Origin of the sequence: Pantoea sp. MT58 (assembly GCF_014495885.1) — a bacterium.
Lineage (GTDB): Bacteria > Pseudomonadota > Gammaproteobacteria > Enterobacterales > Enterobacteriaceae > Pantoea > Pantoea eucalypti.
Map to the genome: position 1 here is coordinate 1,939,130 of NZ_CP061083.1, position 16,587 is coordinate 1,955,716.

Annotated in this window: 14 protein-coding genes; 9 read left to right on the top strand and 5 right to left on the bottom strand. The window is 52.1% G+C overall.

The features are described 5' to 3' along the window. Window positions 1-5 precede the first annotated feature (5 nt). Window positions 6-653, bottom strand: coding sequence for a hypothetical protein (locus tag IAI47_RS09205; RefSeq protein ID WP_008925283.1), 648 nt, complete (start codon window positions 651-653; stop codon window positions 6-8). Window positions 654-1,433: 780 nt separating this feature from the next. Between IAI47_RS09205 and rluB the strand changes: the two genes are divergently transcribed. Further along, the gene (rluB, locus tag IAI47_RS09210) at window positions 1,434-2,324 is read left to right on the top strand and encodes a 23S rRNA pseudouridine(2605) synthase RluB (protein ID WP_003853880.1); all 891 of its coding nucleotides are present in this window, start codon (window positions 1,434-1,436) and stop codon (window positions 2,322-2,324) included. A gap of 54 nt (window positions 2,325-2,378) precedes the next feature. Here the strand turns inward: rluB and cobO are convergent, their stop codons facing one another. After that, window positions 2,379-2,969 (bottom strand): cob(I)yrinic acid a,c-diamide adenosyltransferase, encoded by a 591-nt coding sequence (gene cobO, locus IAI47_RS09215; protein ID WP_008925282.1) that lies wholly within the window; start codon window positions 2,967-2,969, stop codon window positions 2,379-2,381. Further along, a complete protein-coding gene (locus IAI47_RS09220) occupies window positions 2,969-3,730 on the bottom strand; it encodes a YciK family oxidoreductase (RefSeq protein ID WP_003853876.1) in 762 nt (253 codons plus the stop codon). The genes cobO and IAI47_RS09220 overlap by 1 nt, the downstream gene beginning before the upstream one ends. Window positions 3,731-3,903: 173 nt before the next feature. On the opposite strand from IAI47_RS09220, the gene sohB reads away from it, so the two are divergent. Beyond that, window positions 3,904-4,950, top strand: a complete 1,047-nt coding sequence (sohB, locus tag IAI47_RS09225; RefSeq protein WP_008925280.1) for a protease SohB — start codon at window positions 3,904-3,906, stop codon at window positions 4,948-4,950. A 47-nt stretch (window positions 4,951-4,997) separates the two neighbouring features. On the opposite strand, the gene IAI47_RS09230 is transcribed toward sohB, so the two are convergent. After that, the gene (locus tag IAI47_RS09230) at window positions 4,998-5,246 is read right to left on the bottom strand and encodes a YciN family protein (protein WP_003853871.1); all 249 of its coding nucleotides are present in this window, start codon (window positions 5,244-5,246) and stop codon (window positions 4,998-5,000) included. Between the two features lie 370 nt (window positions 5,247-5,616). On the opposite strand from IAI47_RS09230, the gene topA reads away from it, so the two are divergent. From topA to acnA, 4 genes are all read left to right on the top strand, one after another. Next, entirely contained in the window at window positions 5,617-8,241 is a 2,625-nt protein-coding gene (gene topA, locus IAI47_RS09235; protein ID WP_003853868.1) for a type I DNA topoisomerase, read from the top strand. Window positions 8,242-8,423: 182 nt separating this feature from the next. Then, entirely contained in the window at window positions 8,424-9,398 is a 975-nt protein-coding gene (gene cysB / locus IAI47_RS09240) for an HTH-type transcriptional regulator CysB (protein ID WP_003853865.1), read from the top strand. Window positions 9,399-9,893: 495 nt separating this feature from the next. After that, complete coding sequence (locus tag IAI47_RS09245; RefSeq protein WP_003853864.1) at window positions 9,894-10,052, top strand: YmiA family putative membrane protein; 159 nt, start codon at window positions 9,894-9,896, stop codon at window positions 10,050-10,052. 597 nt (window positions 10,053-10,649) lie between these two features. Next, the gene (gene acnA, locus IAI47_RS09250; protein ID WP_008925279.1) at window positions 10,650-13,331 is read left to right on the top strand and encodes an aconitate hydratase AcnA; all 2,682 of its coding nucleotides are present in this window, start codon (window positions 10,650-10,652) and stop codon (window positions 13,329-13,331) included. Window positions 13,332-13,363: 32 nt separating this feature from the next. Here the strand turns inward: acnA and ribA are convergent, their stop codons facing one another. Continuing rightward, window positions 13,364-13,957: a GTP cyclohydrolase II gene (gene ribA, locus IAI47_RS09255; protein WP_003853859.1), complete on the bottom strand. Its 594-nt coding sequence runs from the start codon at window positions 13,955-13,957 to the stop codon at window positions 13,364-13,366. A 227-nt stretch (window positions 13,958-14,184) separates the two neighbouring features. On the opposite strand from ribA, the gene pgpB reads away from it, so the two are divergent. The 3 genes from pgpB (at window position 14,185) to lapB (ending at window position 16,562) form a co-directional block, all read left to right on the top strand. Beyond that, window positions 14,185-14,943 (top strand): phosphatidylglycerophosphatase B, encoded by a 759-nt coding sequence (pgpB, locus tag IAI47_RS09260; RefSeq protein WP_008925278.1) that lies wholly within the window; start codon window positions 14,185-14,187, stop codon window positions 14,941-14,943. A gap of 134 nt (window positions 14,944-15,077) precedes the next feature. After that, window positions 15,078-15,386: a LapA family protein gene (locus IAI47_RS09265; RefSeq protein WP_003853856.1), complete on the top strand. Its 309-nt coding sequence runs from the start codon at window positions 15,078-15,080 to the stop codon at window positions 15,384-15,386. Window positions 15,387-15,392: 6 nt separating this feature from the next. Beyond that, a complete protein-coding gene (lapB, locus tag IAI47_RS09270) occupies window positions 15,393-16,562 on the top strand; it encodes a lipopolysaccharide assembly protein LapB (protein ID WP_008925277.1) in 1,170 nt (389 codons plus the stop codon). The last annotated feature ends 25 nt before the right edge of the window (window positions 16,563-16,587 follow it).

Sequence of the window (16,587 nt, forward strand, 5' to 3'; positions counted from 1 at the left end):
GGGCTTCAGACACCGCGGGTCGGTGTCTGAGCCAGATTCGACTCTAGCCAGCTCTTAAACTGGCCGTAAGGAATATAAAGTGACACATCTTTCAGGATCACTTTGTTATTACGACCATTCTTAATCGAATCAGAATAGCCAACAATAACGCCGCTTAGCGTATCATCACGGTTGTAAACGCCGCCGCCCGACATTCCCTGAACCACGCCTGCGTTAGACGCCATGGCGATACAGGGGCTTTTATTCCAGTTATTCCTGATAGCCGTGCGGGCTAAATTAACCCCTGTCGATTCAACGGGCATCGCGGAAATAAAGCTGTAGCCATACATTTTAACGGGATCGCCGATGTCACCGCTGCGGAATTTAGCCAGCGTGTTAGCATCATTCTTGTGATAAATAATCGCAAGGTCGCAATAAGGGTGATATGACTTCACGCGCTGTACGGCAGTTTTAGCAACGTGCGCAGCGGTGAGGCTATATTCAGGCGTCAGAGGTATGCTGGTGCCCAGTGTGCCGAGACCGAGGATCGTCGGAATGCCCGTCACGCTCATATCTACGTGCTGCATCGCCGTGCGACTGTACTCAGTATGGCCCACAGAGCAACCGCTCAGGACCAGTGCAGCAAGCACCGGGCACAGAAACAGGTTTCTCATAATGGTTTTCTTTATTCAGGCATGTCGGAAAATCCCTGGTGAAGATTTGTGACATGCAAGCAAGGTTCATCACTGAACCGTATTAACGCAACAACTCCGGATGCGCCGGTTTATTGGATTAATTAAAAAACGCTATTTTTATTAACGTATGGCATAACCACACGCTGATGTTGCAAAAACGCTTTATCGCGTTTTTATGTTTTTTTATTGTACTGCTGAGATTAAGTGTACCATCTTAATAGTATCGTACAATTTATTAAAGTTAATAAAAAACAAATATCACGGAAAATAAGGTTTTAAATAAATCTCCCTTAGGAATCAACTGCCTTTTTTATATCGACCGATCGCTTGTCATGGATAAAATCAAACAGGCAGTTTTTTACACTAGCACTGGCGCTTTTTGCAGAGCATCAAAAGCACGAGCCCAGCAAAAGAAGCTTAAGGTAGTGTTAAGGTTTTTATCATCAGAACATGGTTTTGCCTGGAAATGAATGCTTAAGAAATTTAATTACGCTCAGCTATAAAGTTTTTGATGTCTGCGTTTTATTAAACATATTTTCTTATGATAAAGGGTGATGTTATTTAAATGTAAATTAAAGATTATCAGATATAAAACAATCAGAAACCAAACTATTATTAAGCCATTGCTCTGCTCATAAAGCACGTTACATCAGCGTTAAATGCCTGTATAATGGGGCAAACTTACTAAGTTAACCTGTTGATTTAGAAAGGATTATCACCCAATCATGACGCCTGGGAAGGCGACAAAGAGGAAGCTCAATGAGCGAAAAGTTACAGAAAGTCTTAGCGCGTGCCGGTCATGGCTCGCGTCGTGAAATCGAATCAATGATAGCTGCTGGCCGTGTCAGCGTTGACGGCAAGATCGCCACACTGGGCGACCGCGTCGAAAGCAGCAAATCCCTGAAAATCCGTATTGATGGCCATCTGGTATCGATTGCTGAATCCGCAACCGAAGTATGCCGTGTGCTGGCTTACTACAAACCGGAAGGCGAACTCTGTACCCGCAGCGATCCTGAAGGCCGCCCAACGGTGTTTGACCGCCTGCCTCGTCTGCGTGGTTCACGCTGGATTGCCGTTGGCCGTCTGGATGTGAACACCTGTGGTCTGATGCTCTTCACCACCGACGGTGAACTGGCGAACCGCCTGATGCATCCGAGCCGTGAAGTGGAACGTGAATATGCAGTGCGCGTCTTTGGCCAGGTCGACGATGATAAAATTCGTCAGTTGAGTAAAGGTGTTCAGCTGGAAGATGGCCCGGCTGCGTTTAAAACGCTTAAGTTTGGCGGCGGGGAAGGGATCAACCAGTGGTATAACGTCACCCTCACCGAAGGACGTAATCGTGAAGTACGTCGTTTGTGGGAAGCGGTCGGCGTGCAGGTCAGTCGTCTGATGCGTGTCCGCTACGGCGATATCACCTTACCAAAAGGCCTGCCACGTGGTGGCTGGACTGAACTGGATCTGCCAGCGGTAAACTACCTGCGTAACCTGGTTGAGCTGGATGATGAAACCGTCACTAAGCTGGTGGTCGAAAAAGATCGTCGTCGTACCAAGGCGAACCAGATTCGTCGTGCCGTGAAACGGCACACTAAAGTGAGCAGCACACCTCGTGCGCCACGCCGCAATCCGGGCAGCAAACGTAACTCCGGTTAATAGCGTTGCCTGAATGCTAAAAACGCAGCCCCGTGGCTGCGTTTTCTTTTTCTGTTACCAGTCAATTCCCTGCTGAGCCTGTATACCGGCATCAAATGCGTGTTTCACTGGCCGCATCTCCGTTACCGTATCTGCCATCTCCGTCAGGCTGCGATGACAGCCTCGTCCGGTAATAATCACGCTCTGATGTGCCGGGCGCTGTTGCAGGGTGGCGATCAGATCGTCCAGCGGCAGATAATCCATGCTGACCATATAGGTGATTTCATCGAGCACCACCAGATCGATCTGCTCATCGGCCAGCATCCGCTTTGCATGCTGCCACACAGCCAGACAGGCGGCGGTATCCGTTTCGCGGTTCTGCGTGTCCCACGTAAACCCGGTTGCCATCACCTGAAACTCCACACCGTGCTGTTCCAGCAGGTTTCGCTCGCCATTCGGCCAGTCACCTTTAATAAACTGGATCGCTGCTGCTCGCTTGCCATGTCCGGTGGCGCGAAGTGCTGTGCCAAAGGCTGCCGTGGTTTTGCCTTTGCCATTGCCGGTGAACACCATCAGGATGCCACGAACCTCGGTGGCCGCTGCAATGCGCGCATCGACCTGCTCTTTTAAACGTTGCTGACGTTGTTGATGACGATCGTCAGCCATTATTCCGCGGCTCCCGGTTTTCTGCCCGGCTGTGCATCAAAGCTGATACCGGTTTTGCGTCGGCTGTCATCACCCATCAGATAAAGGTAGAGCGGCATCAGATCGGCAGGGGTTTTCAGCTTATTAGCATCTTCCTGCGGGAAAGCACTGGCGCGCATTTTGGTGCGCGTGCCGCCCGGGTTGATACAGTTTACCCGCAGCGAGTGCGTCTTATATTCATCAGCCAGTACCTGCATCATCCCTTCGGTAGCAAATTTAGAGACGGCATAAGCGCCCCAGCCCGCGCGACCCGTACGGCCAACGCTGGAGGTGGTAAAGACCAGTGAACCGGCATCCGATTTTAACAGCAGCGGTAACAGTGCCTGGGTCAGGAAGAAGGTCGCATCCAGATTGATATTCATCACCTCCTGCCAGATCTGTGGGTCCAGTTCCGCCAGCGGCACAATCTCACCCAGGATACCGGCGTTGTGCAGCACGCCGTCAAGACGCGGAAACTGCTGAGCCAGTTGCTCTCCAATCTGATGGCAACGTTCCGGCGTCGCATCGGCCAGATCGAACACCACAGTGTGAGCAGGGCATTGATTAAGTTGATTGATAGCCTGTGCGACCTGCTGAAGCTTATCAGCGTTACGGCCCATCAGGATCACTTCAGCGCCATAACGGGCGTAAGTCAGCGCCGCCTCCCGGCCAATACCATCGGAAGCACCCGTGACCAGGATAATACGGTGATTGAGCAGGTCGCTTTTCGGTTGATAGTGCACAGCGGGATCCTCCAGCGAAAACAGCATGATTCCGCTTTATGCCTGAATTTACGAATGGGCGCAATCGCCAACCTGCGCATTCTGTGCCGGCTGCTGGCATTTCAGGCGACGGAGCAGGGCAAAACGGCTAAACTGGCGAACTGTTTTTGATTCTCTGTAACTAAGGCGACCTGATGGATTTTATTTCAACGTATGGACTGTTTTTAGCGAAAGCGGTGACACTGGTGGTTGCCGTCGCCGCGATCGTCATGATTATTATGAATGCTGCGCTGCGCAAGCGGGCACAAAATGGTCAGCTTCGCCTGACGCATCTGGGTGATGACTATCAGCAGATGAAAGAGGATTTGCAGCTGGCAAAAATGAAACCCCAGGCGCAAAAAGTCTGGCTGAAAAACCATAAAAAAAGCGAAAAGCTGAAAGCGAAAGCGGAAAAACAGGCGGCGAAGCAGGGGCAGACTGACAGCGTCAAACCCACCCTTTATGTGCTCGATTTTAAAGGCAGCATGGATGCCGGTGAGGTGACCTCACTGCGTGAAGAGATATCAGCAGTACTGGCCGTAAAACAGCCCGGCGATGAAGTGCTGTTGCGTCTTGAAAGTCCGGGCGGCGTGGTACATGGCTATGGCCTGGCGGCCTCGCAGCTGCAGCGTCTGCGCGATCAGGGACTGCGTATTACGGCAGCCGTGGATAAAGTGGCGGCCTCCGGCGGATACATGATGGCCTGCGTAGCTGACCGCATCGTGGCAGCACCGTTCTCAATCATTGGCTCAATTGGTGTGGTTGCGCAAATTCCTAACTTCAACCGCCTGCTGAAACGTAACGATATCGATGTTGAGCTGCATACCGCCGGACAATATAAGCGTACGCTGACGCTCTTCGGTGAAAACACCGAAGAAGGGCGTGAGAAGTTCCAGGAAGATCTTGACGAAACACACCTGTTATTTAAACAGTTCGTTCACCAGATGCGCCCGTCACTCGATATCAATAAGGTTGCAACCGGTGAACACTGGTATGGCCGTCAGGCGCTGAATCTGGGGCTGATTGACGAAATTGGCACCAGCGATGATTTGATCATTCGTCAGATGGATCAGTTCAACGTTCTTGGCGTGCATTATGCCCGTCGCCGTAAAATGATGGACCGCTTTACCCAGAGTGCCGGTTCGGTGGCCGAGCGGCTGTTGCTGAAACTCTGGCAGCGTGGTGAAAAGCCATTGCTCTGATGCGAAACCCGGCCTGTGCCGGGTTTTTTATTTCAGGTGCGGGTGTTTTATTCCAGGTGATAGCGCGGCGACAGCACCACTGCAAGGTGTTTAAAGACGTTAAACACGGCGGTGGTTTTCGCGGTCGGCAGTCCGTCCGCGTCAAGAAAAAACGGTCCGCGAAAGACCAGTACATCGGCCTGCTGAGTCACCTCGTCCGCCTGCATGCCTGCTAAATAATCGTCATGCTCTTTGATCAGCGTATTGGCCTTTTCCAGCAACGCCTGGCGGGAAATAGCCTGTGTCGTTCTCTCCATTTATTCGTTCCTTTTTGACAGCACCCAAATCCTTTCTATATTACTGGCGTGCCAGACGGTATGACAAATCGGTCTGAACGATGAAATCTGGCGTAAGTTCAGGCTGAGTGCTAATTAGGTTGCGTAACAGATTTTATCAGGTAGAGTGTGGGCGATTCCGATTTCAGGGATTTTGCACCGGGATGTGTGAAGAGTTCAGATGGAAAAAGTATTCCTTATCATGCAGTTGCATTACACCGCATCATCTGTTCTGAGATTGACCCCTCCGCCTTGAAATGTTAAACAGGCGCAGCAATATTGAACCCGATGGGTTTTTGGGCATCCAATACTCTCCCGTTAAGCAGGATGTTTTCATTAGGTAAAGGTAAATATGGGTAAAGCACTCGTTATTGTTGAGTCCCCGGCAAAGGCTAAAACAATCAATAAATATCTGGGCAATGACTACGTGGTTAAATCCAGCGTCGGTCATATCCGGGATCTGCCGACCAGTGGTTCAACCGCAAAGAAGAGTGCTGACGCCTCGACTGAAAAGAAAGCCAAAGACGCTGCGACTGACAAGAAAGTCAAAAAAGTAAAAAAAGATGAGAAAGCCGCACTCGTCAGCCGCATGGGTGTTGACCCCTATCACGGCTGGGAAGCGGATTATCAGATTCTGCCCGGCAAAGAGAAAGTGGTTGCGGAACTGAAGGCATTAGCCGCCAATGCTGACCACATCTATCTCGCAACCGACCTTGACCGCGAAGGGGAAGCTATTGCCTGGCACCTGCGGGAAGTGATCGGGGGTGATGACTCACGCTTTAGCCGCGTGGTATTTAACGAAATTACGAAGAATGCGATTCGTCAGGCGTTTGAAAAGCCGGGCGAACTGAATATTGACAGGGTTAATGCTCAACAGGCGCGTCGTTTCATGGACCGCGTGGTGGGTTATATGGTCTCACCACTGCTGTGGAAAAAGATCGCCCGTGGTCTTTCTGCCGGACGTGTTCAATCCGTTGCCGTGCGTCTGGTCGTGGAGCGTGAGCGAGAAATTAAAGCCTTTGTGCCTGAAGAGTACTGGGAAGTTAATGCCGCGCTAAGCACGCCGAAAGGTGATGAGCTGTCGATGGATGTGACGCACAAAGGCGATAAAGCCTTCCGTCCGGTCAATCGCGATGAAACCTACGCCGCCGTCGCGCTGCTCGAAAAAGCGCGTTATGAGATCGTCGATCGTGAAGATAAGCCGACCAGCAGTAAGCCGGGCGCGCCCTATATCACCTCAACGCTGCAGCAGGCTGCCAGTACCCGTCTTGGCTTTGGTGTTAAGAAAACCATGATGATGGCCCAGCGCCTGTACGAAGCGGGTCACATTACTTACATGCGTACCGATTCAACCAACCTGAGTCAGGATGCGGTCGCCATGGCACGGGGTTATATCGAAAGCAATTTCGGTAAAAAATATCTGCCTGACAATCCTGTGACTTACGCCAGCAAAGAAAACTCCCAGGAAGCGCATGAAGCGATTCGTCCTTCTGATGTGGACGTGGTGGCGGAACAGCTGAAAGATATGGAAGCGGATGCACAGAAACTCTATCAGCTTATCTGGCGTCAGTTTGTTGCCTGTCAGATGACACCGGCAAAATATGATTCCAGCACCATCACCGCCGCCGCGGGTGAGTTCAGACTCAAAGCAAAAGGGCGTATTCTGCGTTTCGACGGCTGGACCAAAGTGATGCCAGCGCTGCGCAAGAATGATGAAGATCGTACGTTGCCTGCGGTCAGTGTGGGGGATGTTCTGGACCTTAAAGCACTGCAGCCGGGTCAACACTTCACCAAGCCACCGGCGCGCTTCAGCGAAGCATCCCTGGTGCGCGAGCTTGAGAAACGCGGAATTGGCCGTCCATCAACCTACGCAGCCATTACCTCGACCATTCAGGATCGTGGCTATGTGAGGGTGGAAAATCGCCGTTTCTATGCGGAAAAAATGGGTGAAATCGTTACCGATCGTCTGGAAGAGAACTTCCGCGAACTGATGAATTACGATTTCACCGCCCGCATGGAGAGCAACCTTGACCAGGTTGCCAATAACGAGGCGCAATGGAAAGCGGTGCTCGACCACTTCTTCAGCGACTTTACTCAGCAGCTTGAACTGGCTGAGAAAGATCCTGAAGAGGGTGGCATGCAGCCAAACCAGATGGTGCTGACCTCAATCGAGTGTCCGACCTGTAGCCGTCAGATGGGAATTCGCACCGCCAGTACCGGCGTCTTCCTGGGCTGTTCTGGCTACGCGCTGCCGCCTAAAGAACGCTGCAAACAGACCATCAACCTGATTCCGGAAAATGAAGTTCTCAATATTCTGGAAGGGGATGATGCTGAAACCAACGCACTGCGTGCCCGTCGCCGCTGCCAGAAGTGTGGCACAGCCATGGACAGCTATCTGATCGATAACGAACGTAAACTGCATGTCTGTGGTAATAACCCGGAGTGTGATGGTTACGAAATCGAGAAGGGTGAGTTCCGCATCAAAGGCTATGACGGCCCGATAGTGGAGTGTGAGAAGTGTGGTTCTGAGATGCACCTGAAGATGGGACGCTTTGGGAAGTACATGGCGTGTACCAATGAAGAGTGCAAAAACACCCGTAAGATTTTGCGTAGTGGTGAGGTTGCTCCACCGAAAGAAGATCCGGTTCCACTGCCAGAGCTGGCGTGTGAGAAGTCCGATGCTTACTTCGTGTTGCGAGACGGCGCAGCGGGCGTTTTCCTTGCAGCCAACACCTTCCCGAAATCACGCGAAACGCGTGCGCCGCTGGTGGAAGAGCTTCAGCGCTTTAAAGATCGTCTGCCTGAAAAGCTGAAATATCTGGCCGACGCGCCAGCAGCCGATCCGGAAGGTAACAAAGCGATGGTGCGCTTTAGCCGTAAAACCAAACAGCAGTATGTTTCCTCTGAAAAAGAGGGCAAAGCAACAGGCTGGTCCGCCTTCTATATAGACGGTAAATGGCAGGTCGCGAAGAAGTAATCCACTCAGGCCAGCGCTCGCTGGCCTTTTTCTGAGCCTTATATCAATCCGTTCTACTCTTTAACGTAAACTGATATAGTTGTTATAGCATTTCCGACCTTTCCTGATGCATAGCATTTTCTACCCTAGCGACTATACGTCAACCGGGGATGCGACTCTGTAACTTACCGGATGGAACAGATATGAAATTACAGCAGTTGCGCTATATCGTCGAAGTGGTAAACCATAATCTCAATGTCTCTTCGACAGCGGAAGGCCTCTACACCTCTCAGCCTGGCATCAGCAAACAGGTTCGCATGCTGGAAGATGAACTGGGCGTGCAAATCTTTGCCCGCAGCGGGAAACATCTCACCCAGGTCACGCCGGCAGGTGAAGAGATCATTCGTATAGCGCGTGAAGTGCTCTCAAAAGTGGATGCGATCAAATCGGTGGCGGGTGAGCATACCTGGCCGGATAAAGGCTCGCTCTATGTGGCGACCACGCACACTCAGGCTCGCTATGCGCTGCCTGGCGTGATCAAAGGCTTTATTGAGCGTTATCCGCGTGTCTCACTCCACATGCATCAGGGTTCCCCGACTCAGATTGCCGAAGCGGTCTCCAAGGGCAATGCGGATTTTGCGATTGCCACCGAGGCACTGCATCTCTATGACGACTTAATCATGCTGCCTTGCTACCACTGGAACCGGGCGATTGTCGTCACCGCTGACCATCCGCTGGCGGGGAAAGGCCAGGTGACCATTGAGGAGCTGGCTGAGTATCCTCTGGTCACTTACACCTTCGGCTTTACCGGGCGTTCTGAACTGGATACGGCCTTTAATCGCGCAGGATTAACGCCACGCATTGTTTTCACCGCCACTGACGCAGACGTCATCAAAACTTATGTTCGCCTGGGCCTGGGCGTAGGGGTTATTGCCAGTATGGCGGTGGACCCGGTGGCGGATCCTGACCTTATTCGTATTGAAGCCGCTGACATCTTTACCAACAGCACCACAAAAATTGGCTTCCGCCGAAGTACCTTCCTGCGTAGTTATATGTATGATTTTATACAACGTTTTGCGCCACATTTGACGCGCGACGTGGTGGACACAGCGGTAGCCTTACGCTCAAACGAGGATATTGAGGCGATGTTTAAAGATATCAAACTGCCGTTTAAATAGAGTTTACGCGCTTCACTTAAACTTAAGGCTGCCTGGTGCAGCCTTTTTTGTTTCCAGGCTTTAGCGCCAAATGAGAATCAAAATTTTTATGATTTTTTTGTAAATGAAACATTGATCACATGTTTTCCCATTGGGCTTTCTTAAATGCGAATTACCACACATTTTTAACTATGTTACTTTGCGACTTGCCAGGATTATTCCCATACTCCAGTTAAGAGTTAATGCAGAAAGCCAGTAAACATAAGGGTCTTTAGCGATCTCTTTAGTTTTAAATGGACCTGTTTTTAAATTAACTCAAATTTATTAGCTCTCTGTTTAATTAAATATTTGTTCCGAAGTTAATGGTTTCTTACGTTACTGGCACCTATTGATTAATACTGTTAATCGTTTTACTCAATAAAAATAACTGGATTTTTGGCCTTAACGCGTTTAGGATTCCTCCTAAATCTTAATCGATGTTATCAATCATTTTGTTGAGAGTGATTATCAAAAACTATGAATACACGACTGACTGTACAACCGGGTTTCCCGGCAAAAAGCACCAAGGTTGAGCGTACCGGCAACACCCGTCGCAATGCCTGGTTAACCGTATTCGCTGCCTCTGCGCTGTTCTGGGTGGTAGTAGCGTTAATGATTTGGCGTATCTGGGGCTAAAGCCATGTGGGCAAACACACTCAGCCATAAACGTTCCCTGACTTCACGTCAGCACAAGCCGGTTGCCTGCAAAGGAAAAGAACCACTTGCAAAGGACGAGAAAGTGTCTATCCCCGAATCGTGGGATTTGAGTGATAACCAGAGACTTTTTATTGAGTCATTCCTGGACCCTAAGAGTAAATAACCTTTTCAGACCATTTATTAGTCGCAGTTTTTATTACCGGAGTTTCCGGCGGGCTTGTTAATTGCCCTTTACCACATTGCGTACGACCAAAGGGTGTCGCCTTGATGAGGTGACCGCAAAAACTTTTACGCCAGATTCCGGCGAAGGAGTGAACCAAATGAATATGATTAAAATGTCCTGGCTCAGCGCGTATGCCTTCTCCTTTGCGTTCTGGTCTGCGGCGGTGTGGATAACGCTGTAATTTGAATTAAATCACCTTTTTTATGATGCCTCGTGATCTCACGGGGCATTTTCGTTTGTGAGCGATTGTGGCAATTTGTGTTGTAATCAAATCGTTAACGAATTTTGGTCTATCTTTAACATAAACCTTTGTCTCTCTAAGGTTTAAGACCATGAATGAAAAAGGAGGAGCTATGTCGTCTACCCTACGCGAGCAGAGTCAGGAAATACTGCAGGTCGACACCAAAAAATATCACATCTTCAGTCTTCCCCGCGCTGCTCAACATCTCGGCAATATAGACAGTCTGCCCAAATCTCTGAAGGTCCTGCTGGAAAATTTACTGCGCTGGCAGGATGGTGATTCTGTTACGGCAGAAGATATTCAGGCGCTGGTTGACTGGCAAAAAGATGCCCACGCCGATCGTGAAATCGCCTATCGTCCCGCCCGTGTATTAATGCAGGACTTTACCGGCGTACCTGCCGTAGTTGACCTGGCGGCGATGCGCGAAGCGGTAAATCGCCTGGGTGGCGATGTGGCGAAAGTGAATCCGTTATCGCCAGTGGATCTGGTCATTGACCACTCAGTTACCGTTGATCACTTTGGCGATGATGACGCTTTCGAGGAGAACGTCCGGCTGGAGATGGAGCGCAACCATGAGCGTTATGTCTTCCTGCGCTGGGGACAGAAAGCTTTTGATAAGTTCCGGGTTGTACCGCCGGGCACCGGTATCTGCCATCAGGTGAACCTGGAGTATCTGGGTAAGGCGATCTGGCATGAAACGCTCAACGGCGAAGAGTATGCCTGGCCCGATACACTGGTCGGCACTGACTCCCACACCACCATGATCAACGCGCTGGGCGTGCTGGGATGGGGAGTAGGGGGAATCGAGGCAGAAGCTGCCATGCTTGGCCAGCCCGTCTCCATGCTGATTCCGGATGTAGTGGGTTTCAAACTCACCGGCAAACTCAAGCCTGGCATCACCGCGACTGACCTGGTGCTTACCGTTACCCAGATGCTTCGTAAGCATGGCGTCGTGGGCAAATTTGTCGAGTTTTACGGTGATGGTCTGGCCGATCTGCCGCTGGCTGATCGCGCCACTATTGCCAACATGGCCCCGGAATATGGCGCGACCTGCGGTTTCTTCCCGGTCGATGATGTCACGCTCAGTTACATGACGCTCACCGGACGCGATGCCGACCAGGTCGCCCTGGTGGAAGCTTATGCCAAAGCGCAGGGCCTGTGGCGTAACGCCGGCGATGAGCCGCGCTTTACCAGCACCCTGTCACTGGACATGAACGAAGTGGAATCGAGCCTTGCCGGACCAAAACGTCCGCAGGATCGGGTTTCGCTGGGTGATGTGCCTGCCGCGTTTGACGCCAGCAACGAGCTGGAAGTGAATCAGGCGCAGAAACCGCATAAAAATGTCGAATACACCGACAGTGACACCGGCCTGACGCATACACTGACCGACGGTGCCGTTGTAATCAGTGCGATTACCTCCTGTACTAACACCTCTAATCCCAGCGTGCTGATGGCGGCTGGCTTACTGGCGAAGAAAGCGGTCGAGCGTGGCCTGAAACGTCAGCCCTGGGTTAAAGCTTCACTGGCGCCCGGTTCTAAAGTGGTTTCAGACTATCTCGCCGTCGCGCAACTCACCCCTTATCTTGATGAGCTGGGCTTTAATCTGGTCGGTTATGGCTGCACCACCTGTATCGGTAACTCTGGTCCGCTAAAAGATGAGATTGAGTCTGCCATCAAAACGGGCGATCTGACTGTCGGTGCAGTGCTGTCCGGCAACCGCAATTTTGAAGGTCGTATTCATCCGCTGATTAAAACCAACTGGCTCGCGTCGCCACCGCTGGTGGTAGCCTATGCGCTGGCGGGTAATATGAAAATCAACCTGCAGACTGAGCCACTGGGCCACGATCGTCAGGGCCAGCCGGTCTATCTGAAAGATATCTGGCCAACGCCGAAAGAGATCGCCACAGCCGTGCAGCAGGTTACCAGCGACATGTTCCATAAAGAGTACGCTGAAGTCTTCGACGGCACGCCCGAGTGGCAGGAGATCAAGGTCAGTGAAGCGGCGACGTATGACTGGGATGAAGGCTCGACCTATATTCGTCTGTCGCCGTTCTTTGATGATATGGAGAAAGAGCCTAAGCCGGTGCAGGATATTCGCGGTGCGCGGGTCCTTGCTATGCTGGGCGATTCCGTCACCACGGACCATATCTCACCGGCGGGCAGCATCAAAGCTGAAAGTCCCGCTGGACGTTATCTGCTGTCACACGGCGTTGAGCGAACCGACTTTAACTCCTACGGTTCCCGTCGCGGTAACCATGAAGTGATGATGCGCGGCACGTTCGCCAACATCCGAATCCGCAATGAGATGGTGCCAGGCGTGGAGGGCGGTTATACCCGTCATTATCCGAGTGGCGAGCAGCTGGCTATCTATGACGCGGCGATGAAATATCAGGCGGAAGGTATACCGCTGGCCGTGATTGCCGGCCTTGAGTATGGCTCCGGTTCAAGCCGCGACTGGGCGGCGAAAGGCCCACGTTTGCAGGGTGTGAGAGTTGTCATTGCTGAATCTTTTGAGCGTATTCACCGCTCAAACCTGATCGGCATGGGCATTCTGCCGCTGGAATTCCCGCAGGGCGTGACCCGCAAAACCCTGGGCCTGACCGGTGAAGAGCGTATTGACGTGGAGAATCTTCAGGCACTGACGCCAGGCTGCAGCGTGAAAGTGACGTTGACCCGTGCTGACGGCAGTAAAGAGGCGCTGGACACCCGCTGTCGCATTGATACCGGTAATGAGCTGACCTATTACCGTAACGACGGCATCCTGCACTACGTTATCCGCAATATGCTGGACTGACAAAAAAAGCCGGGGCGACCCGGCTTTTTCATTCAGGATTTCGGCAGCAGATGCCCCATCTTCGCCGCTTTGGTATCCAGATAGTGCGCATTCTTCGGGTTACGTCCCACGACCAGCGGCACACGCTCAACGATGTTGATCCCGGCTTCGCTGAGGATCTCAACTTTACGCGGGTTATTGGTCAGCAGGCGCACTTCATTTACGCCCAGCAGTTTGAACATATCGGCGCACAGGGTGAAGTCGCGTTCATCAGCGGCAAAGCCTAGCTGATGGTTTGCTTCCACGGTGTCATAGCCTTTGTCCTGCAACGCATAGGCGCGGATCTTATTCAGCAGACCGATATTACGGCCTTCCTGGCGGTGATACAGCAGCACACCGCGACCTTCTTCTGCGATGGCATTAAGGGCGGCTTCAAGCTGAAAGCCGCAGTCGCAACGCAGGCTGAAGAGCGCATCGCCGGTCAGGCATTCGGAGTGAACGCGCGCCAGTACCGGCTCGTTATCATTAATATCGCCAAAGACCAGTGCAACGTGGTCATGTCCGGTTGCCAGTTCTTCAAAACCAACCATCAGGAAATCTCCCCATGGCGTGGGCAGTTTGGCTTCTGCCACCCGTTTAAGCTGCATGTGACTCTCCAGAACCTTCAGAGGATGCACTATCATCATGATAGTGCACAGGCCAGTGTGGCCCGACAAACGTGCAATATTGTGCCACAACCCGCAAGCGGGCTGGTAATCTCTGATACCAATTGCAGTGATAAAGCACAATTATCCAATCGGCAACGGTTATGTTATTCTTTTTTAAGCTAAAGTTATGCAATTGTTGTCTTTTAACACCGGGATAAGGGAAGAGGATGTTTAAGATTTCGCGTCGAACCACCTTCGGTATGCTGCTGCTGTTGATCATGCCGGTTGCCGTCTGGCTTACCGGCTGGCGCTGGCAGCCAGGCGAAAGCAATGCGGTGCTGAAAGGTCTGTTCTGGATGACCGAAACCGTTACCAATCCGTGGGGCATTGTCACCAGCGTGCTGCTGAGTGCATGGATGCTTTGGTGCCTGCGCTTTCGCCTGAAGCCCGCCATTCTGCTTCTGCTGATCATGAACGCGACGATTCTGGCCGGGCAATACACCAAATCCTTTATTAAAGAGCAGATACAGGAGCCGCGCCCCTATGTGATCTGGCTGGAACAGCATCATGGACTGGATGAAAAGACCTTTTACGAACTCAAACGTAAACAGCGTGGGGAGATGGTGACCTCGCTGATAGCCGATGAAACGCAGATCCCTGGCTGGCTGAAACGTCACTGGGCGTTTGAAACCGGTTTCGCTTTTCCCTCTGGTCACACCATGTTTGCCGCCAGCTGGGCGCTACTGGCATTGGGCCTGCTCTGGCCGCGTCGTCACTATAAAACCGTGGTGGTGATCTTCCTGTGGGCCACGGGCGTGATGGCGAGCCGTCTGTTGCTGGGCATGCACTGGCCGCGCGATCTGGCAATGGCAACGGTACTTTCCTGGATACTGGTCACCGTCGCTACCTGGCTGGCACAGCGATTCTGTGGACCACTGACGCTGCCGCCGGAAGAGCAAAAAGAGGTGGCGCAGCGGGAGCCCTGATTGTAATTCACCCTTAAGACCCCATATTATTAGTCAGGCCTGCGCAAAAGTGACCTGGCCGATGCTGCTGGGAGCAGCATTTTTGCTGGAGTTTTGGCATAATTCTACCCGACAACCTCACAACAGGATGCACTGTGAAATATTTGCTGATTTTTTTAGTGGTACTGGTCATTTTTATTATTTCCGTCACTTTGGGTGCGCATAACGATCAGGTCATTACTTTTAACTATCTGCTGGCGCAGGGTGAGTTCAGCATCTCGACCTTACTGGCATCGCTGTTTGGGGCAGGTTTCGTGCTTGGCTGGATTATCTGTGGGCTGTTCTGGTTACGGACCCGCGTCGCACTGGCAAATGCCAACCGGAAAATCAAGCGTATGCAGACGCAAATCGAGCAGAGTACTGCTCTGGCGACCACGCCAGCTTCGCCGGCTGGCCGGGAATAATCCCCGATGCATGAATTGCTGTTTCTGTTACTGCCGGTGGCGGCTGCGTATGGCTGGTATATGGGCCGCCGCAGTGCACATCAGGACAAGCAACAGGAAGCCAACCGACTGTCGCGTGAATATGTCGCTGGCGTAAACTTCCTGCTCTCAAATCAGCAGGACAAAGCGGTCGATCTGTTCCTTGATATGCTCAAAGAGGACAGCGGCACGGTAGAAGCCCACCTGACGCTGGGTAATCTCTTCCGATCGCGTGGCGAAGTTGATCGCGCTATCCGTATTCATCAGGCTCTCATGGAAAGTGCTTCCCTGAGCTACGAGCAGCGTCTGCTCGCCGTTCAGCAACTGGGGCGTGATTATATGGCGGCGGGCTTTTATGACCGCGCTGAAGATATGTTTAAGCAGCTCACCGATGAAACGGACTTCCGGGTGGGCGCGCTGCAGCAGCTGCTGCTGATCCATCAGGCAACCAGCGACTGGCAGCAGGCGATTGAGGTGGCAGAACGTCTGGTTAAGCTCGGTAAAGATAAGCAGAAGGGCGAAATTGCCCACTTCTACTGTGAACTGGCGTTACAGGCCATGAGCAGCGACGACCTGGATCGCGCAATGAGCCTGCTGAAGAAAGGGGAGGCGGCCGATCGCAACAGCGCGCGCATCTCTATCATGATGGGCCGTATTTTCATGGAGAAAGAGGATTTCACCAAAGCGGTGGGCCATCTGCAGCGGGTGCTGGATCAGGATAAAGAGCTGGTCAGTGAAACGCTGGGGATGCTGGAGACCTGTTTCCAGCGGCTTAATCAGCCCGAAGCCTGGGCTGATTTCCTGCAGCGTTGTGTGGAAGAGAATACGGGAGCCGCAGCGGAACTCTATCTCTCGGATATCCTGGAGCAGCAGCAGGGTGCTGAAGCGGCGCAAAACTACATCAGTCGACAGCTGCAACGCCATCCAACGATGCGTGTGTTCCATCGCCTGATGGATTTGAACCTGCATGAGGCGGAAGATGGCCGTGCCAAAGAAAGCCTGATGGTGCTGCGTGACATGGTGGGCGAACAGATTCGCACCAAGCCGCGCTATCGCTGCCAGAAGTGTGGTTTCACCGCGCATGCACTTTACTGGCACTGCCCATCCTGCCGTACCTGGTCTTCCGTTAAACCTATTCGTGGGCTAGACGGCCAGTAAAACTGGCCGCCGTGAACAGAACACG